The 24,408-nt window shown below is 71.7% G+C and carries 20 protein-coding genes; 5 read left to right on the top strand and 15 right to left on the bottom strand.

Features of this window, described 5'->3' with window-relative positions; all coding sequences use genetic code 11:
- Positions 1-11 precede the first annotated feature (11 nt).
- The 5 genes from R2B67_RS11650 to R2B67_RS11630 all read right to left on the bottom strand — a co-directional run bounded on the left by R2B67_RS11650 (position 12) and on the right by R2B67_RS11630 (position 4,957).
- On the bottom strand, positions 12-2,414 hold the full coding sequence (locus R2B67_RS11650) for an ABC transporter permease (protein WP_317817702.1): 2,403 nt from the start codon (positions 2,412-2,414) through the stop codon (positions 12-14).
- A complete protein-coding gene (locus R2B67_RS11645) occupies positions 2,411-3,097 on the bottom strand; it encodes an ABC transporter ATP-binding protein (protein WP_018510277.1) in 687 nt (228 codons plus the stop codon). The genes R2B67_RS11650 and R2B67_RS11645 overlap by 4 nt, the downstream gene beginning before the upstream one ends.
- Entirely contained in the window at positions 3,094-3,618 is a 525-nt protein-coding gene (locus R2B67_RS11640) for a PadR family transcriptional regulator (RefSeq protein ID WP_018510276.1), read from the bottom strand. The genes R2B67_RS11645 and R2B67_RS11640 overlap by 4 nt, the downstream gene beginning before the upstream one ends.
- A 107-nt stretch (positions 3,619-3,725) precedes the next feature.
- Positions 3,726-3,989 (bottom strand): type II toxin-antitoxin system antitoxin, encoded by a 264-nt coding sequence (locus tag R2B67_RS11635; RefSeq protein WP_317817699.1) that lies wholly within the window; start codon positions 3,987-3,989, stop codon positions 3,726-3,728.
- Entirely contained in the window at positions 3,986-4,957 is a 972-nt protein-coding gene (locus R2B67_RS11630; RefSeq protein WP_317817698.1) for an SPFH domain-containing protein, read from the bottom strand. Before R2B67_RS11630 ends, R2B67_RS11635 begins: the two co-directional genes overlap by 4 nt.
- Before the next feature lie 240 nt (positions 4,958-5,197).
- Here R2B67_RS11630 and R2B67_RS11625 point away from each other — a divergent pair, with 240 nt between their 5' ends.
- A complete protein-coding gene (locus tag R2B67_RS11625; protein WP_317817697.1) occupies positions 5,198-7,441 on the top strand; it encodes a transglycosylase domain-containing protein in 2,244 nt (747 codons plus the stop codon).
- Positions 7,442-7,523: 82 nt separating this feature from the next.
- On the opposite strand, the gene R2B67_RS11620 is transcribed toward R2B67_RS11625, so the two are convergent.
- From R2B67_RS11620 to R2B67_RS11610, 3 genes are all read right to left on the bottom strand, one after another.
- Complete coding sequence (locus R2B67_RS11620) at positions 7,524-9,425, bottom strand: SpoIIE family protein phosphatase (RefSeq protein ID WP_317817695.1); 1,902 nt, start codon at positions 9,423-9,425, stop codon at positions 7,524-7,526.
- Positions 9,426-9,792: 367 nt separating this feature from the next.
- Positions 9,793-10,479, bottom strand: coding sequence for a cytidylyl-2-hydroxypropylphosphonate hydrolase (gene fomD, locus R2B67_RS11615; protein ID WP_317817693.1), 687 nt, complete (start codon positions 10,477-10,479; stop codon positions 9,793-9,795).
- Positions 10,480-10,607: 128 nt separating this feature from the next.
- Positions 10,608-12,023, bottom strand: a complete 1,416-nt coding sequence (locus R2B67_RS11610) for a class II fumarate hydratase (protein WP_317817691.1) — start codon at positions 12,021-12,023, stop codon at positions 10,608-10,610.
- Positions 12,024-12,130: 107 nt separating this feature from the next.
- Between R2B67_RS11610 and R2B67_RS11605 the strand changes: the two genes are divergently transcribed.
- Positions 12,131-13,690, top strand: a complete 1,560-nt coding sequence (locus tag R2B67_RS11605) for a ricin-type beta-trefoil lectin domain protein (protein WP_317817689.1) — start codon at positions 12,131-12,133, stop codon at positions 13,688-13,690.
- 53 nt (positions 13,691-13,743) lie between these two features.
- Here the strand turns inward: R2B67_RS11605 and R2B67_RS11600 are convergent, their stop codons facing one another.
- Entirely contained in the window at positions 13,744-15,048 is a 1,305-nt protein-coding gene (locus R2B67_RS11600; protein WP_317817687.1) for a M18 family aminopeptidase, read from the bottom strand.
- 519 nt (positions 15,049-15,567) lie between these two features.
- A complete protein-coding gene (locus R2B67_RS11595; protein WP_237327705.1) occupies positions 15,568-17,235 on the bottom strand; it encodes a fumarate hydratase in 1,668 nt (555 codons plus the stop codon).
- A 183-nt stretch (positions 17,236-17,418) separates the two neighbouring features.
- Here R2B67_RS11595 and R2B67_RS11590 point away from each other — a divergent pair, with 183 nt between their 5' ends.
- On the top strand, positions 17,419-18,126 hold the full coding sequence (locus R2B67_RS11590; RefSeq protein WP_317817684.1) for a DUF1707 SHOCT-like domain-containing protein: 708 nt from the start codon (positions 17,419-17,421) through the stop codon (positions 18,124-18,126).
- Between the two features lie 175 nt (positions 18,127-18,301).
- On the top strand, positions 18,302-18,673 hold the full coding sequence (locus R2B67_RS11585; RefSeq protein WP_317817680.1) for a WhiB family transcriptional regulator: 372 nt from the start codon (positions 18,302-18,304) through the stop codon (positions 18,671-18,673).
- 73 nt (positions 18,674-18,746) lie between these two features.
- On the opposite strand, the gene glpX is transcribed toward R2B67_RS11585, so the two are convergent.
- Positions 18,747-19,778 carry a class II fructose-bisphosphatase gene (gene glpX, locus R2B67_RS11580; protein WP_018510264.1) on the bottom strand — a complete coding sequence of 344 codons (1,032 nt, stop codon included), beginning with the start codon at positions 19,776-19,778 and terminating at the stop codon, positions 18,747-18,749.
- Between the two features lie 184 nt (positions 19,779-19,962).
- Between glpX and R2B67_RS11575 the strand changes: the two genes are divergently transcribed.
- A complete protein-coding gene (locus tag R2B67_RS11575; RefSeq protein WP_043184210.1) occupies positions 19,963-20,532 on the top strand; it encodes a DUF4245 domain-containing protein in 570 nt (189 codons plus the stop codon).
- A gap of 79 nt (positions 20,533-20,611) precedes the next feature.
- Here the strand turns inward: R2B67_RS11575 and R2B67_RS11570 are convergent, their stop codons facing one another.
- The 4 genes from R2B67_RS11570 to R2B67_RS11555 all read right to left on the bottom strand — a co-directional run bounded on the left by R2B67_RS11570 (position 20,612) and on the right by R2B67_RS11555 (position 24,405).
- The gene (locus tag R2B67_RS11570) at positions 20,612-21,202 is read right to left on the bottom strand and encodes a malonic semialdehyde reductase (protein WP_018510262.1); all 591 of its coding nucleotides are present in this window, start codon (positions 21,200-21,202) and stop codon (positions 20,612-20,614) included.
- Positions 21,203-21,337: 135 nt separating this feature from the next.
- A complete protein-coding gene (locus R2B67_RS11565; RefSeq protein WP_317817677.1) occupies positions 21,338-21,598 on the bottom strand; it encodes an exodeoxyribonuclease VII small subunit in 261 nt (86 codons plus the stop codon).
- Positions 21,599-21,670: 72 nt separating this feature from the next.
- Positions 21,671-22,900, bottom strand: coding sequence for an exodeoxyribonuclease VII large subunit (gene xseA, locus R2B67_RS11560; protein WP_317817676.1), 1,230 nt, complete (start codon positions 22,898-22,900; stop codon positions 21,671-21,673).
- Between the two features lie 101 nt (positions 22,901-23,001).
- Complete coding sequence (locus tag R2B67_RS11555; RefSeq protein WP_317817674.1) at positions 23,002-24,405, bottom strand: APC family permease; 1,404 nt, start codon at positions 24,403-24,405, stop codon at positions 23,002-23,004.
- Between the last annotated feature and the right edge of the window lie 3 nt (positions 24,406-24,408).

Genomic DNA, 24,408 nt, shown 5'->3' with positions numbered 1-24,408 from the left:
CGCTGCTCCCGCTACTCCGTCCGCAGCCCGTCCGGCCGCATCAGCCGCCACAGCGAGGGCAGCGACAACGCCGTCACCAGCAGGATCAGTCCCGCACCGGCCCCCGTCAGCGGCAGGAAGAGCCACCAGTCGGAGACGCTCTTGCCGATCATCCAGGCCATCGTCGCGCCGAGTCCGAGCCCGCCCGCGACCGCCACCGCGAGGCCGAGGACCACGGGGACGGCGGTCTGCCACAGGACCGACCAGCTCAGCGTCGTACGCCGGGTGCCGAAGGCGACCAGCACCGACAGCAGCCGCTTCCGCTCGCGCAACTGCTCCAGCTGGGAGACCAGCATCGAGGCGGCGATCAGCAGCAGCACCACACTCGCGCCGACCTGGAGGCCGGTCTGGATGCTGGCGTACTGCCGGTCGCGCTCCACCGAGTCGAGGGTGACGAAGCGCATGCCGGGATCGATCCGGGCCGCCGTGTTGCGTACGTGCTCGGCGACGTCCGGCACGCTCTTGTCGACCCGGATCTGGGCGGTGATCTGCGCGCCGGGCAGCGTGCTCGCGTCGATCGCCCCGGTGGTGGCCATGATCCCGTGGTGCGTCTCGCCCATCGGGTCCTCGCGGCCCAGCACGGTCGGGGAGTCGGCGGGCAGCGTCCACCGCAGCGGCTTGCCGTACCCGGAGCCGATCTCGACCACCTTGCCCTTGCGGGCGGCCTGGTCGATCCAGTGGGACATGTCCTTGTCGCCCGGCGGGTGGACGACGAAGGTGTCCCCGTCCTCGCAGTCGGTGATCCGGGCCAGCTCGCGCAGGGTTGCGCAGGTGCCGACGGTGACGGAGGTGGTGGGCGGGACGTCGTCCTCGGCGTAGACGCCCGGCTTGGACGCGTACGCCTGCACGGAACCGATCACCACCTCCACCCCCTTGGTGGCGCGGAACTGTTCGATGGCCGCGGTGGCCGCCTCGCCCGTGACGTCCTCGGAGTACCCGGCGAACTGGGCCCGAGTGGGGTCCTGGCCGGTCATCCGGTTGAAGTCGGCGTTCATCGCGGCGAACATCATCTGCAGGGCGATCGCGCCCGCCACCGCCACCGTGACCCCGCTGACCGCGCGGGACGCGGCCCCGCTGCTCAACTGGAGCCTGCGGGTGGCGAGCTGCCAGGGCACCGGACCGCCGCGCAGCCGGTTCACGCACGCCTCGACCAGCCACGGCAGCAACAGGGCGAGCCCGACCAGCACCAGCACGGCACCCGTCGCGATCAGGTACGGATTGACGGGCTCGTACGTGTACTCGTCGACCCGGCCCGTGAAGCCGAGCACCGCCAGACCCGCGGCCGGCATCAGCAGGCGCCACCAGAGCCGGCGGCCCCGGTCACGCCCACGCCGTACGACGCCGAGCGGTTCGATCACCACCGAGCGCATCGCGACCAGGGTGACGAGCACGGCGGTGAGCGGCACGGCGACGGTGATCAGCACGCCGAGCAGAGGGTCGGGCACCAGGTCCGCCGGGAACGCGCTGACGTCCCAGATCTCCACCGCGCCGACGAACTGCCGCCCCGCCAGGAAGAAGACCAGCCCGATCAGCAGCCCGAGGACCGCGCCGAACAGGGCCTCCCCGGCGGCGATGCGCCGGGTCGAGCGGATGTCGGCGCCGACCAGGCGCAGCGCGGCGAGCCTGCGGTCGCGCCGGTCGCCGCCGAACCGTACGGCGGTGGCGATGAATATCGCGACCGGCACCAGCAGCACGACACAGACCATGACGGTCAGCACGATCAGCAGCGGCGGCAGCGGATCGCCCTCGCGGGGGTCTCCGTACCCGCCGATCCGGTGGCCGCCGGATGCGGGCGTGAGGGTGTTGCTGCCCGCGTAGTAGAGGAGTTCACCGGGCGAGCGCAGCCCGGCGTCGCCGATCACACCGGTGATCTCGTACGGCAGCCGCTCGCGCAGCAGCTCGTTCCCGGGGGCGGCGAGCAGCTCCTTCAGCGCGGGGGAGACCGCCATCTCGTCAGCCGCGGGGAAGCGGTCGAGGCCCGGCGGGCGGACGGGCGCCGGGCCGTCGGCGCGCATGAGATAGCCCTCGATGGTGCGGTCGTGGTACTCGGTGGTCGTGTTGATCCGGACCACCGAGGTGTCGGACTTCGGCGCGTTCGTGTCCGGTGAGTCGGAGATCCGCGTCTCGCTGCGCGCCTGGTCCCGCGCGGAGCGTTCGTCGAGCATGTGCGGTACGGAGGAGGCGAGCAGCAGCAGCGCGACCCCGAGGCCGACGCCGACCGCCGTCAGCAGCGTACGGATCCAGCCCTCGCGGCCCCCGGCGGCGGCGAACCGGATGCCGAGGCCGAGGTCCCGGAGGGTGGCCGCGCCGCGCGAGGGCGGCTGCGGGCGGTCCTGTCCGGCGGCCGGGGCGGTACGGGAGTCGAGCAGCGTCATACGGCGTGCTCCAGGTCGCGGGCCCGGCCGTCGCGCACGGTGACGTCACGGTCGGAGTAGGCGGCGACCCGGGCCTCGTGGGTGACGAGGACGACCGCGACGTTGGAGGAGCGGGCGGCCTCGGTGAGCAGCTCCATCACCCGCTCGCCGTTCAGGGAGTCCAGGGCGCCGGTCGGCTCGTCCGCGAAGATCACCTTCGGGGAGGCCGCCAGGGCACGGGCCACGGCGACGCGCTGGCCCTGCCCGCCGGAGACCTCGCCGGGGCGCTTGGCGGCGGTGTCCTCGACCTCCAGGCGCTCCATCCACTCCCGGGCGGTGCGCTCGGCGGCCTTGCGCTTCACCCCGTTGAGCCGCAGCGGCAGCGCGACGTTCTCCACACAGGTCAGCTCCGGCACGAGCTGGCCGAACTGGAAGACGAAGCCGAAGTCGCTGCGGCGCAGGGCGCTGCGTTCGGCGTCGGACATCGCGGAGAGCTCGCGGCCGGCGTAGGTGATGGTGCCGGAGTCCGGGGTGATGATCCCGGCCAGACAGTGCAGCAGGGTCGACTTGCCGGAGCCGGAGGGGCCCATCACGGCGACGACCTCGCCGGGGTGCACGGAGAACGAGGCGCCGTCCAGGGCGGGCGTCGCGCCGTAGGTCTTGCGCAGGTCGTGCGCGGCGAGCAGGGAGCCTTCGGGGATCACGGGGCCACCACCTTGGCGAGCTGGCCGAGGCGGGCGGCGGTCAGTTCCAGCCACCGCAGATCGGCTTCCAGGTGGAACAGGGCGTGGTCGCAGATCAGCTGGTCGGCGAGGTCGCCCTTGCGCTTGCGGTCGGTGAGGATGCGCATCATCCGCAGGTGTTCCGAACGCTGGGAGTCCAGCAGGTCGGAGGCGCTGCGGTCGGTGAGGAGCGCCAGGACGACCTTGGTGTAGAGCGTCGACTGGAGGTACGGCTCCGGCTTCTCGGGCTGCATGAGCCAGCGCGAGACATCGGTGATCCCGGCGTCCGTGATGGCGTACCGCTTGCGCTCGGGCCCCCCTTCGCTCTCCACGCCGTCGACCTCGACGAGTCCGTTCTTCAGGAGGCGGGACATCGTCGAGTAGACCTGGCCGTAGTGGAGCGGGCGGTCCTGGCCGAACTTCTCGTCGAAGGTCCGCTTCAGGTCGTAGCCGTGGCGGGGGCCGGACTCCAGGAGCCCGAGGAGGGTGTGACCGATAGACATGGGGAGCACTGTACACGGGGTGTATACCCGGCATGTATACGCGTCCGAAAGGTGCCCCTGGCCTGCGGTGCCGGTCTCCAGGTGCCCCTGGCCTGCGGCACGGGCCTCTAGGGTGCCTCCGGCTCCTCCGGCGGCCGTTTCGGTGGCCGGCCCCGGCGGGCGATCGGCGCCGCCGACCCCGGCAGCCGCCCGGCCTCCTTCAGTGCCCGGCGCAGCAGGAACTCGATCTGCGCGTTGGCGCTGCGCAGCTCGTCGGAGGCCCAGCGGGCCAGCGCGTCGTGCACCGCGGGGTCCAGCCGCAGCACCATCTGCTTGCGCTGCTGCGGCCGGGAGGCCGGCGTCCGCCGGGGCGGCGTCTGGGGGTCCGTCACTGGTAGAGGCTGCCCGTGTTGAGGACCGGCTGGGCCGCGCGGTCACCGCACAGCACCACCATCAGATTGCTGACCATGGCCGCCTTCCGCTCGGAGTCCAGCTCCACGATGCCCTGCTCGGCGATCCGGTCCAGGGCCATCTCGACCATGCCCACCGCGCCCTCGACGATCTGCTGGCGGGCGGCGACGACCGCACCGGCCTGCTGGCGCTGGAGCATGGCGGAGGCGATCTCGGGGGCGTACGCGAGGTGGCTGAAGCGGGACTCGATGATCAGGACGCCCGCCGCCTTCACCCGGGCGGTCAGCTCGACCGCCAGCTTCTCGGTGATCTCCTCCGCGTTGCCGCGCAGCGAGAGGCCGTCCTCGTCGTGGGCGTCGTACGGGTACTCGATCGCGATGTGCCGGACGGCCGCCTCGGTCTGGGTGGCGACGAACTCCAGGAAGTCGTCGACCTCGAAGAGGGCCTGGGCGGTGTCCTCCACCTTCCAGACGACGATCGCGGCCAGTTCGATCGGGTTGCCGTAGGCGTCGTTGACCTTGAGGACGGCGGTCTCGTGGTTGCGGACCCGGGTGGAGATCTTCCGGCTGGAGGTCAGCGGGTTGATCCAGCGCAGTCCGTCGGCGCGGATGGTGCCGACGTACCGGCCGAAGAGCTGGATCACCCGGGCCTCGCCCGGAGCGACCATCTTCACACCGCTCATGCAGAAGAACGAGGTGATCACCAGGAGCACCCCGAAGATGAAGAGCGGGATGCCGACGGCGTTGTTGCCGCCCGCCCCGACCACCCCGCCGACGATGGCGAGACCGACCCCGGCGAACACCCCGAGCACCGTCAGCAGCAGCCCCAGGCCTCCCGGGATCGAGTGCGCGGTGACCTCCCTGACCTGCGGCTCGGGCATGTCGGGGGCGTCGATGTCGAGTGCGGCAGCCGAAGCGTCCGGGTGGTGGCCGTCGTGCTGTGCGGTCATGGGATCCCCCGTTCCGTGCGGCTCGTGCCGCGCTATCAAAGTGATGTCACATTAACGGTTCTCGCAACCTTGCGCACCCCTGGGGAGTCGGTTCCCTAGGGAACGGGTGCTGATTGTCACGTCCGGAAAAGACCGGATCGCTTGCCTTTCGTCTCTGCCGACGGTGTTAGCTGGCAGGTCTGAACGGAATCGGGTGAACCGAGCGAGCCGGTCGAGCAGAGAAGCGGGAGCAACACAGCGATGGGTCGAGCGGATGCGCGACGAGCCCGGGCGCAGGAGTCGCGCCGGGCTGCGAAGAGCGGCGGCATACGCAGACTCTTCACGTGGAAGAAGCTGCTGGGGACGTTCTTCGGGATCGTCCTGCTGGGCATGGGCGCCTTCGGCGCGCTCTACCTGTACGTCGACGTGCCCGCCCCCAACGAGCTGGCCGAACGGCAGAGCAACGTCTACCAGTACAGCGACGGCACGCTCCTCGCCCGGTCCAACGGCGATGTCAACCGGCAGATCGTCGACCTGGCGCAGGTGCCCAAGGAGGTGCAGCACACCTTCGTCGCCGCGGAGAACAAGACCTTCTACGAGGACGACGGGATCGACCTCAAGGGCACGACCCGCGCCCTGCTGAACACGCTCAGCGGCAAGGGCAAGCAGGGTGGCTCGACCATCACCCAGCAGTACGTGAAGAACTACTACCTGACGCAGGACCCGACGATCAGCCGCAAGCTCCAGGAGCTGGTGATCTCGCTCAAGGTCGACCAGGACCAGTCCAAGGGCCAGATCCTCGCCGGGTACATCAACACCGCCTACTACGGACGCGGCGCCAGCGGCATCCAGGCGGCCGCCCAGGCGTACTACGGCATCGACGCCAAGGACCTGAACGTCTCCCAGGGCGCCTATCTCGCCTCGCTCCTCCAGGCCCCCAGCCAGTACGACTGGGCCACCGCCACCGACACCGGCAAGCGCCTGGTCAAGGACCGCTGGGCCTACACCCTGAAGAACATGGTCGAGATGGGCTGGCTCAGCGAGGCCGAGCGGGCCAAGCAGGAGTTCCCCGTCCCGGACAAGCCCAAGCCCGCCCAGGGCATGGAGGGCCAGACCGGCTATCTCGTCGAGGCGGTCAACAAGGAGCTCGACAAGCAGGGCATCTCCGCCGAGGACCGCGAGGCCGGCGGCTGGACGTTCACCCTCACCGTCGACAAGAAGCGCCAGCAGCAGCTGGAGAAGTCGGTGGAAAAGGAGCTGGAGTCCAAGCTGGACCGCAAGGGCAGCAAGATCGACGCCACCGTCCAGGCCGGTGCGACCTCCGTCGACCCGAGGACCGGCAAGGTCGTCGCGCTGTACGGCGGCGAGGACTACGTCAAGCACTACATCAGCAACGCCACCCGCCAGGACTACCAGCCGGCCTCCACCTTCAAGCCGCTGGTGCTCGCAGCCGCTCTGGAGAACGAGTCGAAGACCCAGAACGGCAACCTGATCGGGCTCAACACCATCTACGACGGCACCAGCAAGCGGCCCGTCGTCGGCAGCGACACCGCCTTCGCGCCGCAGAACGAGGACGACCGGAGCTACGGTCCGATCTCCGTGCAGAAGGCGATGAACAGCTCGGTCAACTCCGTCTTCGCGCAGATGATCGTGGACGTGACGCCCGCCGCCACCAAGCGGACCGCGCTCGGCCTCGGCGTACCGGACAAGAACTTCCCCGAGCGCCCCGCCGTCACCCTCGGCACCATGAACGCCTCCACCTGGGACATGGCCGGGGTCTACGCGACCCTCGACAACCACGGCCGCAAGGTCACCCCGCACATCCTCCAGTCCGCCGAGCACCGCGACCGTACGGTGAAGCCACAGGCGCCCAAGAAGGAGCAGGTGATCAGCCGCGCGTCGGCCGACACCGTGACCTCCGCGCTCACCGGCGTCGTGAAGAACGGCTCCGGCAGCGCGGCCAACACCTCCGCCTACCAGGCGGCCGGCAAGACGGGCACGTCGGAGGAGAACAAGTCGGCCTGGTTCGCCGGGTACACCCCCGAACTGACCACGGTCGTCGCCCTGTTCGGCGAGGGCGACGGCGGTCGCAAGCAGGTCTCCCTCACCGGTACGGCCAACTCCGGCCGGGCCAACGGCGGTGGCTTCCCGGCCCGGATCTGGGCGGACTACACCCTCGGCGCCCTCGGCGGCGGCTCGGACGCGAAGTTCGACCTCCAGGACGTGGAGCGCGGCGAGGTCCCGCCGCCGCCCACCCCCTCGAAGACGCCGTCGGAGGAGCCCACCCCGTCCGAGGAGCCCACCCCGTCGAAGACGCCGTCGGAGACCCCGAGCGAGACGCCCAGCGAGACTCCTCCGTCGTCGCCGCCGACCCCTTCGACCCCGCCGACCATCACACCGCCCACCGTCCCGCCCACCAAGAGCCCCGAGCTGCCGCCGCAGCCCGGGGAGAGCGACGGGCAGCCGGGCGAGCGGCCCGGCGGCGGCGGACTGCTGGGGGAGTGACCCCGCGCGCATGACCCGCGTATGACGGAGAGGGGCGGTGCCGACATCGGCACCGCCCCTCTCCCTGTGTTCGTACGTCCCGTCAGCCGCGCGTCGCCATCTCGAACCAGACGACCTTGCCCGTCGACAGCCGCGTCGCGCCCCACCGCCGGGCCAGCCGGTTCACCAGGAACAGCCCGCGCCCGCCCTCGTCGGTCTCCCGCGCCCGGCGCTGCCGGGGCAGCTGCGGGGAGTCGTCGCCGACCTCGCAGCGCAGGATGTCCGTCCGCAGCAGCCGCAGCGTCACCGGCCGCTCCGCATAGCGCACCGCGTTGGTGACGACCTCGCTGACCAGCAGCTCCACCTCGTCGGACATCTCCTCCAGGTCCCACCGGGCGAGCGCCCGCCGGGCCAGCCTGCGGGCCCGGCCCGGAGCCGCGTCCTCCGGTTCCAGGTACCAGTACGCCACATCGCTCGGCGCGATCCCGTCGAAGCGGGCGGCGAGCAGCGCGATGTCGTCGTCCCGGTCGCCCGGGCCCAGCATGTCGAGCACGTCGTCGCAGAGGGCCTCCAGCGGCGGGGAGTGGTCGTCCCCGGTGAGCTGCGCGGTCGCCGCGAGGCGCTCCCGTAGCTGCTCGATCCCCGTCCACACGTCCCGCAGCCGCGACTCGACCAGCCCGTCGGTGTACAGCAGCAGTGTGGCACCGGCCGGGGCGTCCAGCTCGACGGCCTCGAAGTCGACCCCGCCCACCCCGATCGGGGCGCCCGGCGGCACCCGCAGCACCTCGGCCCGGCCGCCCAGGTGCAGCAGGACGGGCGGCGGGTGGCCGGCGTTGGCGATGGTGATCCGGTGCGCGACCGGGTCGTACACCGCGTACAGGCAGGTCGCCATGCGGTCGCTGCCGAGCCGCTGCGCCTGCTCGTCCAGGTGGTGGAGCACCTCCTGCGGCGGCAGGTCGAGCTGGGCGAGGGGCTGGGCCGTCGTCCGCAGCTGGCCCATGATCGCGGCGGAGGTCATGGAGTGGCCCATGACGTCCCCGACGACCAGAGCGACCCGGCTGCCCGGCAGCGGGATCGCGTCGTACCAGTCGCCGCCGACCCGGGCCGTCTCGGCCGCCGGGAGGTAGCGCGAGGCGAGGCGTACGCCGGTGGGCTGGGGGAGCGAGTCGGGGAGCATCGTGCGCTGGAGCTCGTCCGCGATGTAGGCCTCGCGCCCGTACAGCACGGCCTTGTCGATGCCGAGCGCGGTGTGCGTCGCCAACTGCGCGGCCACCAGCAGATCGCTGGCCTCGAACGGGGGCCGCTCGGTGGACCGTACGAAGACCGCCGCGCCGATCACCCGGCGGCGGCCGCGCAGCGGGGCGAGGATCGCCCGGTGGCCGGTGGGGACCGGACGACCGGGTCCCAGCAGCTCGGGCAGCGCCGCCCGGGCGGCGGCCGAGTCGCCGAAGACCGGCCGCACCCCGCGCAGCACCTCGGCCAGCGCACCGCCCGCCCGCACCTCGCACAGCTCGGCGGCGGGCATCAGGTCGGCCGTCGGGTCGCTGAGCAGCGGCCGCAGCCGCTCGCTCTCCGGGCCCGCCTCGCCGCCCTCCTCGTCGGTGTGCCGCAGCCGGTCGGAGCGGCGCAGCCGCAGCACGAACGGGCTCACCGGCCGCTCGTCGCCGACCGGCAGCGGGTCGCGGAGGTAGACCAGGATCGCGTCGGAGAAGGTCGGCACGCTCGCCCGGCACAGGCCCAGCACGATCTCGTCCAGGTCTATGCCGCGCGCGATCCGCCGGGTCGCGGCCCCGACGAAGCGCAGCCGGTCGCCCTCGCGGCGGGTGGCCGCCTGCGCCTCGGCGACGGCGGCCGGTCCGGGCCCGGGGTTCGGCGCGGCGGCCGGCGACGGGATCGCGGCAGCGGCGGCCGCGGCCGCCGCGTCCTGCTGCCGGGGCCGGGTGCGCTCCTGCTGCCGTGCCGCGAGAGGCTGCCGGCCTTCGTGGGAGGTGGGGTGCTCCGTCACGCGTGGGATTCCGTCCGTCCGGGCCGGTTGTATGAGGCAGTCGCCTCGTGGGGCGCCACTGTGCCCCGGCGACCGCGATGAGGACAACGGCTGTCTGCGGATGCCCCCGCACGCGGGGCCGAAACCGTGCGCCCGCGAGATGGCCGGAGGACGACGTTCCGCGCGGGCGCCGGTCTGCTTCCGGCGAGGCGGCAGCGGGCAGCGAACACGTCTCCACCCCCTCGTGGTGGTCCTGCGACCGGGCGGCCCGTCCGGGTCCGTGGCCCGTCGTGCCGCACGACCGGTGCGATGACTTGTGGTCAGATCCGGTGTGTCCCTCAGGGAGCCGGGCCTGCCGACCGGGCCCCCGGGGGGTGCGTCCAGGGTCTCACGACGGCATATGGGCAGGGGTGCGGTCCCAGTCATCCGGCAGTGGCGGAACCTGCCACCCCGGATCGGGCCGCCAGTGCTCCCAGCCGTCCCGGAACGGCGAGCCCCAGCCGGTGATCACCTCGACCGCGGCCCGGCCCGCCTCCCGGACCCCCGCCGCGGTCTCCCGGTCCATCAGACCGACGCGCTGCGCCTGGGCGAACTCGTCCTCGTCGAGCCACTTCCAGCTCCGGTCCGGGTTCACGGAGATGTCGAGAAAGTGATCCTCGGAATCCACTCCTCCGGACCACCGCAGCCGCGGCTCCTCCAGGTTCACGTACCAGTTCCGGAAGAGCCAGCCCCGGTCCCAGAACAGCCAGACCGACCACGGGTCCCCGGGCCGGGCCAGCTTCAGCACCCCGGTGCCGAACCAGGTGGAGCGCGCGGTGGTGCGCGGCGCGGTGTACCGGGTGGCGAGCGGCTCGGCGTGCACCTGCGTGCCGTCGGCCAGCACGGGCCGTACGCATTCGGTGCCGGGTGCCATCCAGACGGCGAGCAGCTCGGCGGTGTCCTGGACGACGGTCACCGGGCGGCAGATGTGCACGGGCGGGGCCCCGGGCGCCCGGTGGGCCCGGCCGTTGTCGCGGTAGCGCCAGAGGATCTGGTCCCCCGGCGCCCAGCGTGCGCACTCTCCCGTACCTGTCATGGATGGATCTTACGGAGCGTCCGCGCCCGCCCGCTGCGACTCAGGTCACCCGGTGTGCCCGGGCGGGCCCACGCCGGTCACCCGGGCGCCCCCAGGGGCCCCGGGCGACCCGCGTCAGGGCCGGTCCGTCACGGCCGTGTCATCCGCAACACGTCGAGCGCCGCGTCCAGTTGCTCCACGGTGAGGTCACCGCGCTCGACATAGCCCGAGGCCAGGACGGTCTCGCGGATCGTGGTGCCGTCCTTGAGGGACTGCTTGGCGACCTTCGCCGCCTCCTCGTACCCGATGTACTTGTTGAGCGGGGTGACCACCGAGGGGGAGGACTCCGCGTAGGCGCGGGCCCGCTCCACGTTGGCGGTGATGCCGTCCACCGTGCGGTCGGCCAGCAGCCGGGAGGCGTTGGCCAGCAGCCGTACGGACTCCAGCAGGTTCTTCGCGATGACCGGGAGCATCACGTTCAGCTCGAAGTTGCCCGCCGCGCCCGCCGTGGCGACCGTGGCGTCGTTCCCGGTGACCTGGGCGGCGACCATCAGGACGGCCTCCGGGATGACCGGGTTGACCTTGCCGGGCATGATCGACGAGCCGGGCTGGAGGTCGGGGAGGTTGATCTCGGCGAGGCCGGTGCGCGGGCCCGAGGCCATCCAGCGCAGGTCGTTGGAGATCTTGGTGAGCGAGACCGCGATCGTCCGGAGCTGGCCCGAGGTCTCCACCAGGCCGTCCCGGGCCCCCTGCGCCTCGAAGTGGTCGCGGGCCTCGGTCAGCGGCAGCCCGGTGGCGTCCGCGACCTCGGCGATCACGGCGGCGGAGAAGCCGGGCGGGGTGTTGATGCCGGTGCCCACCGCCGTACCGCCCAGGGGGAGTTCGGCGAGGCGGGGCAGGGAGGCACGCAGCCGCTCCACGCCGTACCGGATCTGCGCCGCGTAGCCGCCGAACTCCTGGCCGAGGGTGACCGGGGTGGCGTCCATCAGATGCGTACGGCCGGACTTCACGACCTCCGCGAACTCGGCCGATTTCCGTCCCAGGGACTCCGCCAGGTGTTCGAGGGCGGGGACCAGGTCGGCGGTGACGGCCGCGGTGGCCGCGATGTGGATGGAGGAGGGGAAGACGTCGTTGGACGACTGGGAGGCGTTGACATGGTCGTTGGGGTGGACCTCGCAGCCGAGGCGCTCGGAGGCGAGGGTGGCGATGACCTCGTTGGTGTTCATGTTCGAGGAGGTGCCGGACCCCGTCTGGAAGACGTCGACCGGGAAGTGCTCGTCCCAGCGGCCCGATGCGACCTCGGCGGCGGCCTCCTGGATGGCGCCCGCGATGTCCGGATCCAGCACCTTCAGCTCGGCGTTGACCTTGGCGGCCGCGCCCTTGATCCGGGCCAGCGCCTCGATGTGCGCCCGCTCCAGCCGCTGCCCGGAGATGGGGAAGTTCTCCAGGGCCCGCTGGGTCTGCGCCCGCCACTTGGCGTGGGCGGGGACCTTCACCTCACCCATCGAGTCGTGTTCGATCCGGAACCGGTCAGAGCCGGACGTATCTGCCGACGTGTCGGTCATCGTGTTTAAACCTCCTGCAAAAGATGAGCACGTGTCTTGTTCTATGTATTCCCAAGTCGCCTACCGGCCAGTAAATACCCGGGGTAACCACTCACCCGGGAGGCGCAATGAGGCGCACCAGGCTCAGACTTCGAGGGCTCCGCAGCCTTCGCCGGCTCCGCTGTACGGCCGCTGTCACCGCCGCGCTCGCGGTGGCCGCCACCACGATGGCGGTCGCCGGACCGGCCGGCGCGGCCGAGTCGGGTACCGGCTCCAGCACTATCGCATCCACTCCTCTCCCGCCCGCGCTGGAAACGATCCGCGCGGCCGAAGCCACCCGGCTGTACGGCAGCCCCGCCGAACGGCCGCTCGCCGAACGCAAGACCGGGCTGATCTCGCTGGGCGACAGCGAGATCTCCGGTGAGGGCGTCGGCACCTACGACCCCGGCACCAACGGACCGGACAACTGGTGCCACCGCTCGCCGGAGGCCGCCATCCACCGCACGGGCATCGCGGCGGACGTCACGTACAACGTCTCGTGCTCCGGCGCCTACTCCGGGAACATCAAAATCGGCGGAAACAAGCAGTACGCCGACGAGCTGGTCCAGAGCGACAGCCTCGCCATCAAGGCCCGCAACACCCGGATCAAGATGGTCGTCCTGGTCGCGGGCGCCAACGACGACCTCCAGTTCGGCCCGGTCATGACGGACTGCGTGGTCCGCTACATCACCCTCCAGGGCCCGTGCGAGCCCAAGTACGCGGGCGGCTGGCAGGCCCGCGTGGACGCCCTGGTCCCCAAGGTCGAGGCGACCGTCCGCGACCTGCGTACGGTGATGACCGACGCCGGGTACGCGGACACCGACTACAAGCTCGTCCTGATGGGCTACCCGAGCCCGATCGGCCCGGACTTCTACGACAACCCGAAGTTCCCCGGCAAGCTGATCTGCGGCGGCCTCGGTTACGACTCCGACACCGTCTGGGGCCGCAACACCGCCGTGCCCGCCTTCCAGGTGGGCATGCGCAAGGCGGCCGCCTCCACCGGGGCCACCTACCTCGACAACTCCCGCCTCTTCCACGGCCATGAGGTGTGCAGCGAGGCCCCCTGGGCGCGCGGGCTCTACATCGACCTGAGCAAGCCGGGACTGCCGGACGAGAACTCCGTACGCCAGTCCTTCCACCCCAACGCGGCCGGCCACCGGGCCTTCGCCTCCTGCCTCACCCAGATCTACGACTCCGGGCTCCGCGAGGCGAGCTGCGCCGACCCGGCGAGCACGGGCAACCCGGTCCTCCAACGGGCCGCCTGGGACGACGTGTTCACCCCGGTGAAGAACGAGGCCACCGGCACCTGCGTGGACGTCCCCGCCTCGGTGACCCGTAACGGCACCAAGATCGGCGGCTGGGACTGCCACGGCGGCCGCAACCAGAACTGGTGGTACGACGGCGGTACGCAGACCCTGCGCACCGCGCTCAGCCACGACCGGTGCCTGGACGTGTCGGGCGCCAAGTACAACCCGGGCGCCACCCTCATCGTGTGGGACTGTGCGGGCGCGGCCAACCAGAAGTTCGTCCGCCAGGCGGGCACCATCCGCCCGGCGGCCGCGACCGGGCTCTGTCTGACGCTGGCGGGGGCCAAGGACCCGCTGAAGCTCCAGACGTGCGACGGCAGCGCGAAGCAGCGCTTCGTGTAGCTCCGTGCGGTGGGTGGCGGGCGCTGTGCGCGTCCGCCACCCACCGTCCACCGTCAGTTCCCCGTCATCACCGCGCCCAGGATCGCCGCCAGATACGCCGGGTCCTTCACCCCGCACAGCTCGCGCGCCGAGTGCATCGAGAGGCCCGGCACCCCCACGTCCACCGTGGTGACGCCGAGGCGGGCGGCGGTGAGCGGGCCGATCGACGTGCCGCAGGGCATCGCGTTGTTGGAGACGAACGGCTGCCAGGGGGCGCCCGCCCGCTCGCAGGCGGCCGTGAACATGGCGATGCCGGTGGAGTCGGTGGCGTACCGCTGGTTGACGTTCACCTTGACCGTCGGGCCGCAGTTGGGCAGCGGGCGGTGGTCGGGGTCGTGGCGCTCCGCGTAGTTGGGGTGCACCGCGTGCGCCATGTCGGCGGAGACGCAGAACGCCCCCGACAGGGCCCGCGACCAGTCCTCGTCGCTGCCGCCCCGGGCCGCGACCGAGCGCGAGAGCACCCGCTCCAGCAGCGGGCTCTGGGCCCCCGTCTCGGAACCGCTGCCGACCTCCTCGTGGTCGAAGGCGGCCAGCACCGGGACGAAGGACGGCTCGGTGACCCCGGTCGCGGCGTCCACCAGGGCGGTCACCCCGGCGTGCACGGAGACCTGGTTGTCAAGCCGGGACGCGACGACGAACTCCCGCTCGGCGCCCAGGTATCCGGGCGGCTGGATGTCGTGCAGCATCAGGTCCCAGCCCAGCACGTCCGCCGGATCCTCCCCGGCCGCCGCCGCGACCAGCCGCAGCAGTTCGCCCTCGCGCGGGTCGCCGAGCGCCCAGATCGGGGCGATGTGGCGCTGCCGGTCGAGCGCCACCCCGTCGTTGACCGTGCGGTCCAGGTGGATGGCCAACTGCGGGACACGCAGCAGCGGTTCGTCGATCTGTACGAGGCGGCTGCGCGGGGCGCCGTCCGGGCCGCCGCGCAGCGCGAGCCGGCCGGAGATGCCGAGGTCCCGGTCGAGCCAGGTGTTCAGCGGGACCCCGCCGTAGATCTCCACCCCGATCTGCCGCCAGCCGGAGGAGCCGGTGTCGGGCGCGGGTTTGATCCGCAGGTTCGGCGAGTCGCTGTGGGTGCCGACGATCCGGAACGGGGTGTGCGCGGGCGCGCCCTCGGGGACGTACCAGGCGATCAGCGCACCGGCCCGGCTGACGAAGCAGCCGCCGGTCGCCCCGGTCCAGTCGTCCGTGCCGAGCAGCTCGCGGAATCCGGCCTTCTCCAGCCGCTGGGCGGCGCTCGCGACCACGTGGTACGGCGAAGGGCTTGCGGCGATGAAGGCGAGCAGGTCGTCGGTGTGGCTGCGGTGGGGGGCCGGAGTCATTCGGCGTCCGCCTTTCCGGAGTTCGGCAGTGGCTGCGCGGCGAAGGGCCGCAGGGCGCTGTGGGGCGCCCTGCGGATCAGGCCGGTGCAATCGGGCCGATGGAGATTGTCAGGAACGTTCGATAACCCTTCGCCGCACCCTCGCGCGGCGCAAGCCCGGAAGGCGGTGGGCTGCGGGAAAGCGGCGGTGCGGGACCGGCCATCCGCCGGGCGCGGGAGCGGGGGCGCGCGGCGCCTTTGGCGCGGGATGTTCCCTAACGCCTTTTCGTACGGTGTCCGTTCGGGCGAGCTGACAGCGCCCGGCCCGTGGCGCCCGCATGACCTTCGCGACGGGCGGCGGGCGCGCGATGGAGACCGTCGCGCCTGCTCCGGGCCCGGTCGGGCAGGGGGCGTCCGCTGTCGCGAGATTGGCTTGATATCGACGTACGGGGGTGCCCGTTGTTACGGGGGTGCCCGTTGTACGGAAGAGGGGGGCGCCCGTTCGGACGCCCCCCTCCGCACCGTCTCCGGCTGCCGCCGGTCAGCCCAGGCCGGGGCCCCGGACCGGAATGCTGGTGAACGTCGGCGCCGGGGCGGGCTCGGTGAAGAAGTCGTTGCCCTTGTCGTCGACCACGATGAACGCGGGGAAGTCCTCGACCTCGATCCGCCAGACCGCCTCCATGCCGAGCTCCTCGTACTCGACGACCTCGACCTTCTTGATGCAGTCCTGCGCGAGACGGGCCGCCGGGCCGCCGATCGAGCCGAGGTAGAAGCCGCCGTGCGAGCCGCAGGCGTCGGTGACCTGTTTGCTGCGGTTGCCCTTGGCGAGCATCACCTTGGAGCCGCCCGCCGCCTGGAACTGCTCGACGTAGGAGTCCATACGGCCGGCCGTCGTGGGGCCGAAGGAGCCGGAGGCGTACCCCTCGGGCGTCTTCGCCGGGCCCGCGTAGTACACCGGGTGGTCCTTGAGGTACTGCGGCATCTCCTCGCCCGCGTCGAGCCGCTCCTTGATCTTGGCGTGCGCGATGTCGCGCGCCACGACCAGCGGGCCGGTCAGCGAGAGCCGGGTCTTGACCGGGTACTTGGTCAGCTCGGCCAGCACGTCGTCCATCGGCCGGTTGAGGTCGATCTTCACCACGTCACCGGCCTCGTCGAGGTGCTCGTCGGTGGTGTCCGGGAGGAAGCGGGCCGGGTCCTTCTCCAGCTGCTCCAGGAAGACGCCCTCGGCGGTGATCTTCGCGGTGGCCTGGCGGTCGGCCGAGCAGGAGACGGCGATGGCGACGGGGAGCGAGGCGCCGTGCCGGGGGAGGCGCACCACGCGGACGTCGTGGCAGAAGTACTTGCCGCCGAACTGCGCGCCGATCCCGATCTTCTGCGTCAGCTCGAAGACCTTCTCCTCCAGCTCCTTGTCCCGGAAGCCGTGCCCCGTGGGGGAGCCCTCGGCGGGCAGCTCGTCCAGGTAGTGCGCGGAGGCGTACTTGGCGGTCTTCAGCGCGAACTCCGCCGACGTGCCGCCGACCACGATCGCCAGGTGGTACGGCGGGCAGGCCGCGGTCCCGAGCGAACGGATCTTCTCCTCCAGGAACTTCATCATGGAGGCCTCGTTGAGGACGGCCTTCGTCTCCTGGTAGAGGAACGACTTGTTGGCCGAGCCGCCGCCCTTCGCCATGAACAGGAACTTGTACGCGCCGCCGTCGGTGGCGTACAGCTCGATCTGGGCCGGGAGGTTGGAGCCGGTGTTCTTCTCGTCCCACATGGTCAGCGGGGCCATCTGCGAGTAGCGCAGGTTGAGCTTGGTGTACGCGTCGAAGATCCCGTGCGACAGGGCCTCCTCGTCACCGCCCTCGGTCAGCACGTTCTGCCCGCGCTTGCCCATGACGATCGCCGTACCGGTGTCCTGGCACATCGGCAGGACGCCCGCGGCGGCGATGTTGGCGTTCTTCAGGAGGTCCAGCGCCACGAACTTGTCGTTGGAGGAGGCCTCCGGGTCGTCCACGATCCGGCGCAGCTGCGCCAGGTGGGCCGGGCGCAGGTAGTGCGAGATGTCGTGCATCGCCTCGGCGGCCAGCGTGCGCAGCGCCTCCGGCTCGACCTTGAGGAACGTACGGCCGTCGGCCTCGAAGGTGGAGACACCCTCGGCGGTCACCAGACGGTACGGCGTGGTGTCCTCTCCCAGGGGGAGCAGATCGGAGTACGCAAACTCTGGCATTACGGCCATTCCTCACTCGGCGACAGCGGCTGACCTCCCTTGGGCAGCGCATCAACCAGGGTAGAACGCGCCTCCTGGGTCGATCCTGTGAGGTAAGGCTCACCTGGAGACCGGCCGTTCCGCCCCGGGGCGCGCCGCCCGGAGGGGTAGTCGCGATCTATCGCGTTTGGGTACGCTGGGCCGGTGGACCTAGAGAAGCAGCCCCAGCAGCCCGCCCGGCCGTCCGCCCCGCCCGCCCAGGTCTCGCCCGCCGAGCCCGTGCCCGGCGACTCGATCCGCGCCTCCGACGCCGACCGCGACCGGATCGCGGACATCCTGCGCGAGGCGATGGCCGAGGGGCGCCTGACGGCGGACGAGCACGCGGAGCGGGTCGACCTCGTCTACCGGGCCAAGACCGTCGGTGAACTCCAGCCGCTGGTCCGTGATCTGCCCGCCGCCTCCGCCGGAGCCGCCCCTGGCCCGGCGTCGCAGCCGTACGCCTACGGTCCCGAGCCCCAGGACGGCCCGACGGACAACCTCGTCGCGATCTTCAGCGGCGCCACCCGCAAGGGCCGTTGGCGCGTCGGGCCCCGGACGAACGCCTTCGCGCTCTTCGGCGGCGTGGAGATCGATCTGACCGAGGCGCTTTTCAGCCAACGACTCACCGTCATCAACGCCACGGCCATCTTCGGCAGTGTCGAGATCAGGGTGCCGGAGAACGTCACCCTGCGCGGCAGCGGAACGGGCGTCCTCGGCGACTTCGACGTCCGCACCCTGGAGTCGATGGACCCGGAGGCCCCGGTCGTGGTCGTGAACGGCTATGCGGTGCTCGGCAGCGTGGAGGCGAAGCCCAAGCGGGGCAAGTTCGTCGCGGACCTCCAGCGGCGGCTCCGCAAGCACCTCGGGCACTGAGAACGGCTCGAACGGCTCGGCGGACGCACGTTCGGGATTCAGCCAGAACGCCTCCCGGAGCCCTTGTCGCGCGCCGTGCGCCGGTGCCGCTGCGTGCATAGGCGTACACGCAACGGGTATGGACTGCTGCATCGTCTCTCGCTCGCGAAGCCGTAGCCGTCGTCAGGAGTAGACCGTGCTGCAACCGCCGCATCAGCCTCTGCAGGTCGCCGCCGTTCCTGCCCAGCGGACCCCCGCCCGGGAGGACGAGGCGGGCCCCTGGCATTCGGAGGCGGTGTGCCGCCGGGACGAAGCCGGGCTGTTCTTCGCCCCGTCGAAGGAGCCGACCGCCGCCCGACTGGCTCGTGAGGAGGCCGCCAAGCGTGTCTGCGCCCGCTGCCCGGTGATGGTGGCGTGCCAGGAGCACGCGCTGATGCAGCCCGAGCCGTACGGGGTGTGGGGCGGGCTCACCGCCGCCGAGCGACGGGTTGCGCTGGCCCGTCGGCGCCGGCGGGCCGCCGAGCTGACCGCCGCCGCGCCGGCGGAGCGCATAGCCGCGGCGGGCTGAGACCTCTACGGGGAGACGGGAGAGGGGGCGCGGGGACCGTGGCCCCCGCGCCCCCTCTCTGTATCTCCGTGCGCTACTTCGCGCGGTCGAAGTCGATGGCGCTGTAGGCGCGCAGCTTCGACAGCCGGTGGGTGGAGGAGATCGTCCGGATCGTGCCGGACTTGGAGCGCATCACGATCGACTCGGTGGTGGCCGTCTCCGCGCGGTACCGCACACCGCGCATCAGCTCACCGTCGGTGATCCCCGTCGCCACGAAGAACACGTTGTCGCCGCTGACCAGGTCGTCGGTGGACAGCACCCGGTCCAGATCGTGGCCCGCGTCCAGCGCCTTCTGCCGCTCCGCCTCGTCCTTCGGCCAGAGCTTGCCCTGGATGACACCGCCGAGGCACTTTATGGCGCACGCCGAGATGATGCCCTCGGGGGTGCCGCCGATGCCCATCAGCAGGTCGACGCCGGTGCCCTCGCGGGCGGCCATGATGGAGCCCGCCACGTCGCCGTCGGAGATGAACTTGATGCGGGCCCCGGTCTCCCGGATCTCCTTGACGATGGACTCGTGGCGGGGGCGGTCCAGGATGACGACGGTGACGTCCTCGGGCGTGGAGTTCTTCGCCCGCGCGACGCGCCGGATGTTCACCGCCACGGGCGCGTTGATGTCGACGAAGTCGGCGGCCTCGGGACCCGTGACCAGCTTGTCCATGTAGAAGACCGCGGACGGGTCGAACATCGCCCCGCGGTCGGCGGCCGCCAGCACGGCGATCGCGTTCGGCATGCCCTTGGCGTTGAGCGTGGTGCCGTCGATCGGGTCGACCGCGATGTCGACCTCGGCGCCGGTGCCGTCGCCGACCCGCTCGCCGTTGAACAGCATGGGGGCTTCGTCCTTCTCGCCCTCCCCGATGACGACGACGCCGTTCATCGAGACGGTCGAGACGAGGGTGCGCATGGCCTTCACGGCGGCGCCGTCGGCGCCGATCTTGTCGCCGCGGCCCACCCAGCGCCCGGCGGCCATCGCGGCGGCCTCGGTGACCCGGACCAACTCCAGGGCCAGGTTGCGGTCGGGGGCCTCCGGGGAGACCTCCAATTGGGACGGCAGATGATGCTCGGACATCGGAGCGCACCTTTCTGTACGGCGACGACCGGATATGAGGGTGCTGTGACTCTATCGGTAGGTCGATAAAATGAGCAGTGCGGGTCACGCATGAGCACCCCGGTCCGTGTCCCCGCCGCCACCCACGGTCAGCGCCCACGCCGGGCCCCACCCTGCGGCCGGGCGTGCCGGGCCGCGTGCCACCATGGATGCCGTGGCAGAGAGCAAGCGAGGCAAGCAGACCGCCAGGAACATGTTCCTGTCGACCATGGTGACCGCCGCCTGTGCGGGCGTCATCTACATCTTCGTTCCGCACGACGAGAACCTCGACCCCGTCAAGGCCGTCGACTTCACCGTGGAACTGGCGACGGTGCGGACCACCGCGCCCTACCCGGTCGCCGCGCCGGAGGGGCTGCCGGAGAAGTGGAAGCCGACCTCCGTCTCGTACGACGCCACCGCCGGCAAGGCCTGGCACATCGGCTTCCTCGACCCGGACGGCAAGTACGTCGCGGTCGAGCAGTCCACGGCCGCCGCGCGGACGTACGTCGCCCAGGTCAGCCAGAAGGCCAAGGACACCGGGACCACCGCGAAGGTCGCGGGCCGCGAGTGGCAGGTCTGGGAGGGCGAGAAGTACGACGCCCTCGTCCTGCCGGAGAAGGGCCACACCACCGTGGTGACCGGCTCGGCCCCCAGGGAGCGGCTCGTGGAGATGGCCGAGGCGCTGAAGACGCAGCCGGTCGGAGGCCCGGCGCCGTCGGCCTCGCCGGCATCCTGATCCTTCCCAGCCGTAGGTACGTGAAGGGGCCCCGGAACACCAGGTGTTCCGGGGCCCCTTCACGTAGGCGCGTGGCCGCTCAGACGGTCTTGATGACCTCGTCGTAGGAGAGGCGCGGGCTGCGCGGGAACCAGGCGTCCTCGCCCGGCTTGCCGATGTTGACGACCATCAGCGGGGTGTGGTCGTCGTCCAGGAACTCCTTCTGGATGCCGGCGGCGTCGTAGCCGGTCATCGGTCCGGCGGCCAGGCCGGCGGCGCGGACGCCGATGATGAAGTAGGCGGCCTGGAGTGCGGCGTTGAGACCGGCGGCCGACTCGCGGACCGGGCGCTCGGCGAAGAAGAGGTCCTTGGCCTGCGGGAAGTGCGGCAGCAGGGCCGGGAGCTCCTCGTGGAACTCGTTGTCGGCGGCCAGGATCGCGACCAGCGGGGCGGTGGCGGTCTTCGGGCGGTTGCCCTCGGCCATGTGCTGCACGAGGCGCTCGCGGCCCTCGGCCGAGCGGACCAGGACGACGCGCAGCGGCGACTGGTTGAAGGCGGTCGGGCCGAACTTGACCAGGTCGTAGATCGCCTGGACCTGCTCGTCGGTCACCGGCTCGTCGGTGAAGGTGTTGGCGGTGCGGGCCTCGCGGAAGAGGAGGTCCTGGGCGGCGGGGTCGAGAACGAGGGACATGTGAGGGCAAACCTTCCGAAAGGGCACGGGGGTGCGATACATCGACCGTAACGGAGAGATAGGTGAACTTTCAACTAAAACCGGAGGGGAGTGATCCACTCCACAGCTTCCCGCGCCTCGCCCCCCGCCGCGTGCTCAGCCGTTGTCGGAGTCCGGACCCGCGCCGGGCTCGCCCTCGGGCCGGGCCAGCGCCGCGTCCAGCCGGGCCCGGGCACCCTCCAGCCAGTGGCGGCAGATCTTCGCCAGCTCCTCGCCCCGCTCCCACAGGGCCAGCGACTCCTCCAGCGTCGTGCCGCCCGCCTCCAGCCGGCGTACGACCTCGATCAGCTCGTCGCGCGCCTGCTCGTACCCGAGCGTGCTCGTCGCGGCAGCCGCCGCCGTACCGTCGTCCGTCATGTGAACCACCCTAAATGTGAGCTGCTACGTCATCGTGGGCACGGCCCGGGCCCCGGCCGCTGGTAGGCCGACTCATCCGTCACCGTCCCCGCCCCGGTCCACCCGCACCGTGAACTCGCCCTCCGACACCCGCGCCCGCAGCGGCTCACCGGGCGCCCCGGCCTCGTCGGGGGAGCGCACCACATGGCCGTCCGGCCGCTGGAGCACCGCGTACCCCCGCTCCAGCGTGGCGGCGGGCGACAGCGACACCACCCGGGCCCGGGTGTGCGCGAGCTCCGAATCGGCCCGGTCCAGCAGATGCCCCAGCACCCGGCGGCTCCGCCCGACGAGCGCGTCCACCTCCGCCGCCCGCTCGTCGACCAGCCGCTGCGGCCGCTCCATCGCGGGCCGGCCCAGCGCGTGCGCGAGCCCCCGCTCCTCGCGGTCGAGGATCCCCCGTACGGTCCGCAGCGCCCGGTCCCGGAGCTGCTGGACCTTCTCCAGCTCCTCGCCCACGTCCGGTACGACCTTCTTGGCCGCGTCCGTGGGCGTGGAGGCGCGCAGGTCGGCCACCAGGTCCAGCAGCGGGGAGTCGGGCTCATGGCCGATCGCGGAGACCACCGGCGTACGGCAGGCGGCGACGGCCCGGATCAGCTGCTCGTCGGAGAACGGCAGCAGGTCCTCCACGCTGCCGCCGCCCCGCGCCACCACGATCACGTCCACCTCGGGCAGCGCGTCCAGCTCCTCGATCGCCTGGACCACCTGGCTGACCGCGTTCACCCCCTGCACGGCGGTGTTGCGGACCTCGAAGCGCACGGCGGGCCAGCGGCGGCGGGCGTTCTCCAGGACATCGCGCTCGGCGGCGGAGGCGCGCCCACTGACCAGCCCGATGAGCTGCGGAAGGAAGGGGAGCGGCTTCTTCCGGTCCAGTGCGAAGAGCCCCTCGGCGGCCAGCGACTTCTTCAGCTGCTCCAGCCGCACCAGCAGCTCACCGATGCCCACCGGCCGTATGTCGGTGGCCCGCAGCGACAGCTGCCCCCGGGGCGCGTACCACTCGGGCTTGGCGAGGACGACGACCCGCGCGCCCTCGCTCACCACGTCGGCGATCCGGTCGAACACCTGCCGGAAGCAGGTCACGCTCACGGAGATGTCGTGGGACGGGTCGCGCAGGGTCAGGAAGACGACCCCGGCACCCGGCCGCCGCGACAGCTGGGTGATCTGCCCCTCCACCCAGATGGCACCGAGCCGGTCGATCCACCCCCCGATCAGGCGCGACACCTCACCGACGGGCAGCGGCGCTTCCGCGGACGTGTTGAGAGCCATGCGCCCGAGCGTATCGGGACACACCGACAACGACGGCGATCCGGAAAGGGCAGCCCCTTACCAGGAGCAGCTCCTTACTGAGGCTTACCAAGAGCAGCCCCTTACTGAGGACGCTCCATCCCGCGCCCGCCCGCCCCCTGCACCGCCAGTACCACGAACCCCACCGCCAGCCAGCACAACCCCACCACCTGGGCGCTCGTCGTCGCCTCCACGATCACGGCGACCAGCACCCCCGCCCCGACCACCGGGAACAGCACGTGCTTCCACCAGACGGGCGGCCCCGACATCCGGCGGACGACGAACCAGCCGACCACCGACGCGTGCAGCAGCACGAACGCGGTCAGCGCCCCGATGTCCACCACCGACACCAGATGGTCGAGGCCGTCGTCGCGCCGGGCCGCCCACACGGCCGCCACCAGCGTCACGATCGCCGCACCGAGGATCGCGAGGCGCGGCACGCCCGACTTCGGGTCGACCTTCGCGAGGAGGTGCGGCAGCCGCCGCTCACGGGCCATCGCGAAGACCAGCCGCCCGGCCGCCGCCTGCCCCGCCAGCGCCGCGAACGCCGCACCGATCGCCTTGCTCACCGCCACCAGGTCGTGCAGCCAGGTCCCGACGGAGGCGTCGACCGCGTCGTAGAAGGCCGAGCCCTGCGCCGCCGGATCCGCCGCCAGCTCGGCCGAGCTCATCGGCTCCAGCAACGCGGCCAGATAGGTCTGGACGATGAACAGGGAACCCGCGAGCACCAGACAGAACAGCACCGCCCGCGCCACCTTCCGCGACCCGCCCGTCACCTCCTCCGCGAACGAGGCGATGGCGTCGAACCCCAGATACGACAGCACCGCCACCGACACCGCGCCCAGCACCGCCGCCACGGAGAACGACGCGTCCCCGGTCAGCGGCGTCAGCCACCCGCGCTGCGCCCCGTCCCGTACGAGGACGACCACGGCCGACACCACGAAGACCAGCAGCACCACGATCTCCATGGCCAGCACGGCGAACCCGACCCGCGCCGCCGCCCGCACCCCCCACAGATTGAGCAGCGTGGTCACGAGCACGGCGATCGCGGTCCACACCCACCGCGACACCTCCGGGACCAGCGCGTTCATCGCGATCCCGGAGAAGAGGTAGGCGACGGCGGGGATCAGCAGGTAGTCGAGCATCGCCATCCACCCCGCGATGAACCCGGCCCCTTCCCCGAGCCCCTTGCGGGCATACGTGAAGACCGAGCCGGCGAAGGGGGCGACCCGCACCATCTGGGCGTAACTGAAGGCGGTGAACCCCATGACGACGGTGGCCACGATGTAGACGAGGGCGACCGACCCGCCGGACTTGGCGTCCAGGGTGCCGAAGATGCCGACGGGGGCCATCGGGGCGATGAACAGCAGCCCGTAGACGACGAGGTCCCGGAAGCCGAGGGTCCGCCGCAGCTTGCCCTCCTCGACGCTGCTGCCGGACGGGCCACCGCCACCCGCCCCCGTACCGCTCCCCGAGACAGACGTCATGAA

Source organism: Streptomyces cyaneofuscatus, assembly GCF_033109485.1.
Lineage (GTDB): Bacteria > Actinomycetota > Actinomycetes > Streptomycetales > Streptomycetaceae > Streptomyces > Streptomyces cyaneofuscatus.
This window is presented reverse-complemented; position numbering and strand designations above follow the sequence as displayed.

Bases quoted from the DNA above. Each gene is read 5' to 3' on its own strand.
- R2B67_RS11650 (WP_317817702.1), bottom strand. From the start codon at position 2,414: ATGACGCTGCTCGACTCCCGTACCGCCCCGGCCGCCGGACAGGACCGC.
- R2B67_RS11555 (WP_317817674.1), bottom strand. From the start codon at position 24,405: ATGACGTCTGTCTCGGGGAGCGGTACGGGGGCGGGTGGCGGTGGCCCG.
- R2B67_RS11605 (WP_317817689.1), top strand. From the start codon at position 12,131: ATGAGGCGCACCAGGCTCAGACTTCGAGGGCTCCGCAGCCTTCGCCGG.
- R2B67_RS11570 (WP_018510262.1), bottom strand. From the start codon at position 21,202: ATGTCCCTCGTTCTCGACCCCGCCGCCCAGGACCTCCTCTTCCGCGAG.
- R2B67_RS11565 (WP_317817677.1), bottom strand. From the start codon at position 21,598: ATGACGGACGACGGTACGGCGGCGGCTGCCGCGACGAGCACGCTCGGG.
- R2B67_RS11630 (WP_317817698.1), bottom strand. From the start codon at position 4,957: ATGACCGCACAGCACGACGGCCACCACCCGGACGCTTCGGCTGCCGCA.
- R2B67_RS11625 (WP_317817697.1), top strand. From the start codon at position 5,198: ATGGGTCGAGCGGATGCGCGACGAGCCCGGGCGCAGGAGTCGCGCCGG.
- R2B67_RS11640 (WP_018510276.1), bottom strand. From the start codon at position 3,618: ATGTCTATCGGTCACACCCTCCTCGGGCTCCTGGAGTCCGGCCCCCGC.
- R2B67_RS11600 (WP_317817687.1), bottom strand. From the start codon at position 15,048: ATGACTCCGGCCCCCCACCGCAGCCACACCGACGACCTGCTCGCCTTC.
- R2B67_RS11595 (WP_237327705.1), bottom strand. From the start codon at position 17,235: ATGCCAGAGTTTGCGTACTCCGATCTGCTCCCCCTGGGAGAGGACACC.
- glpX (WP_018510264.1), bottom strand. From the start codon at position 19,778: ATGTCCGAGCATCATCTGCCGTCCCAATTGGAGGTCTCCCCGGAGGCC.
- R2B67_RS11575 (WP_043184210.1), top strand. From the start codon at position 19,963: ATGGATGCCGTGGCAGAGAGCAAGCGAGGCAAGCAGACCGCCAGGAAC.
- R2B67_RS11610 (WP_317817691.1), bottom strand. From the start codon at position 12,023: ATGACCGACACGTCGGCAGATACGTCCGGCTCTGACCGGTTCCGGATC.
- xseA (WP_317817676.1), bottom strand. From the start codon at position 22,900: ATGGCTCTCAACACGTCCGCGGAAGCGCCGCTGCCCGTCGGTGAGGTG.
- fomD (WP_317817693.1), bottom strand. From the start codon at position 10,479: ATGACAGGTACGGGAGAGTGCGCACGCTGGGCGCCGGGGGACCAGATC.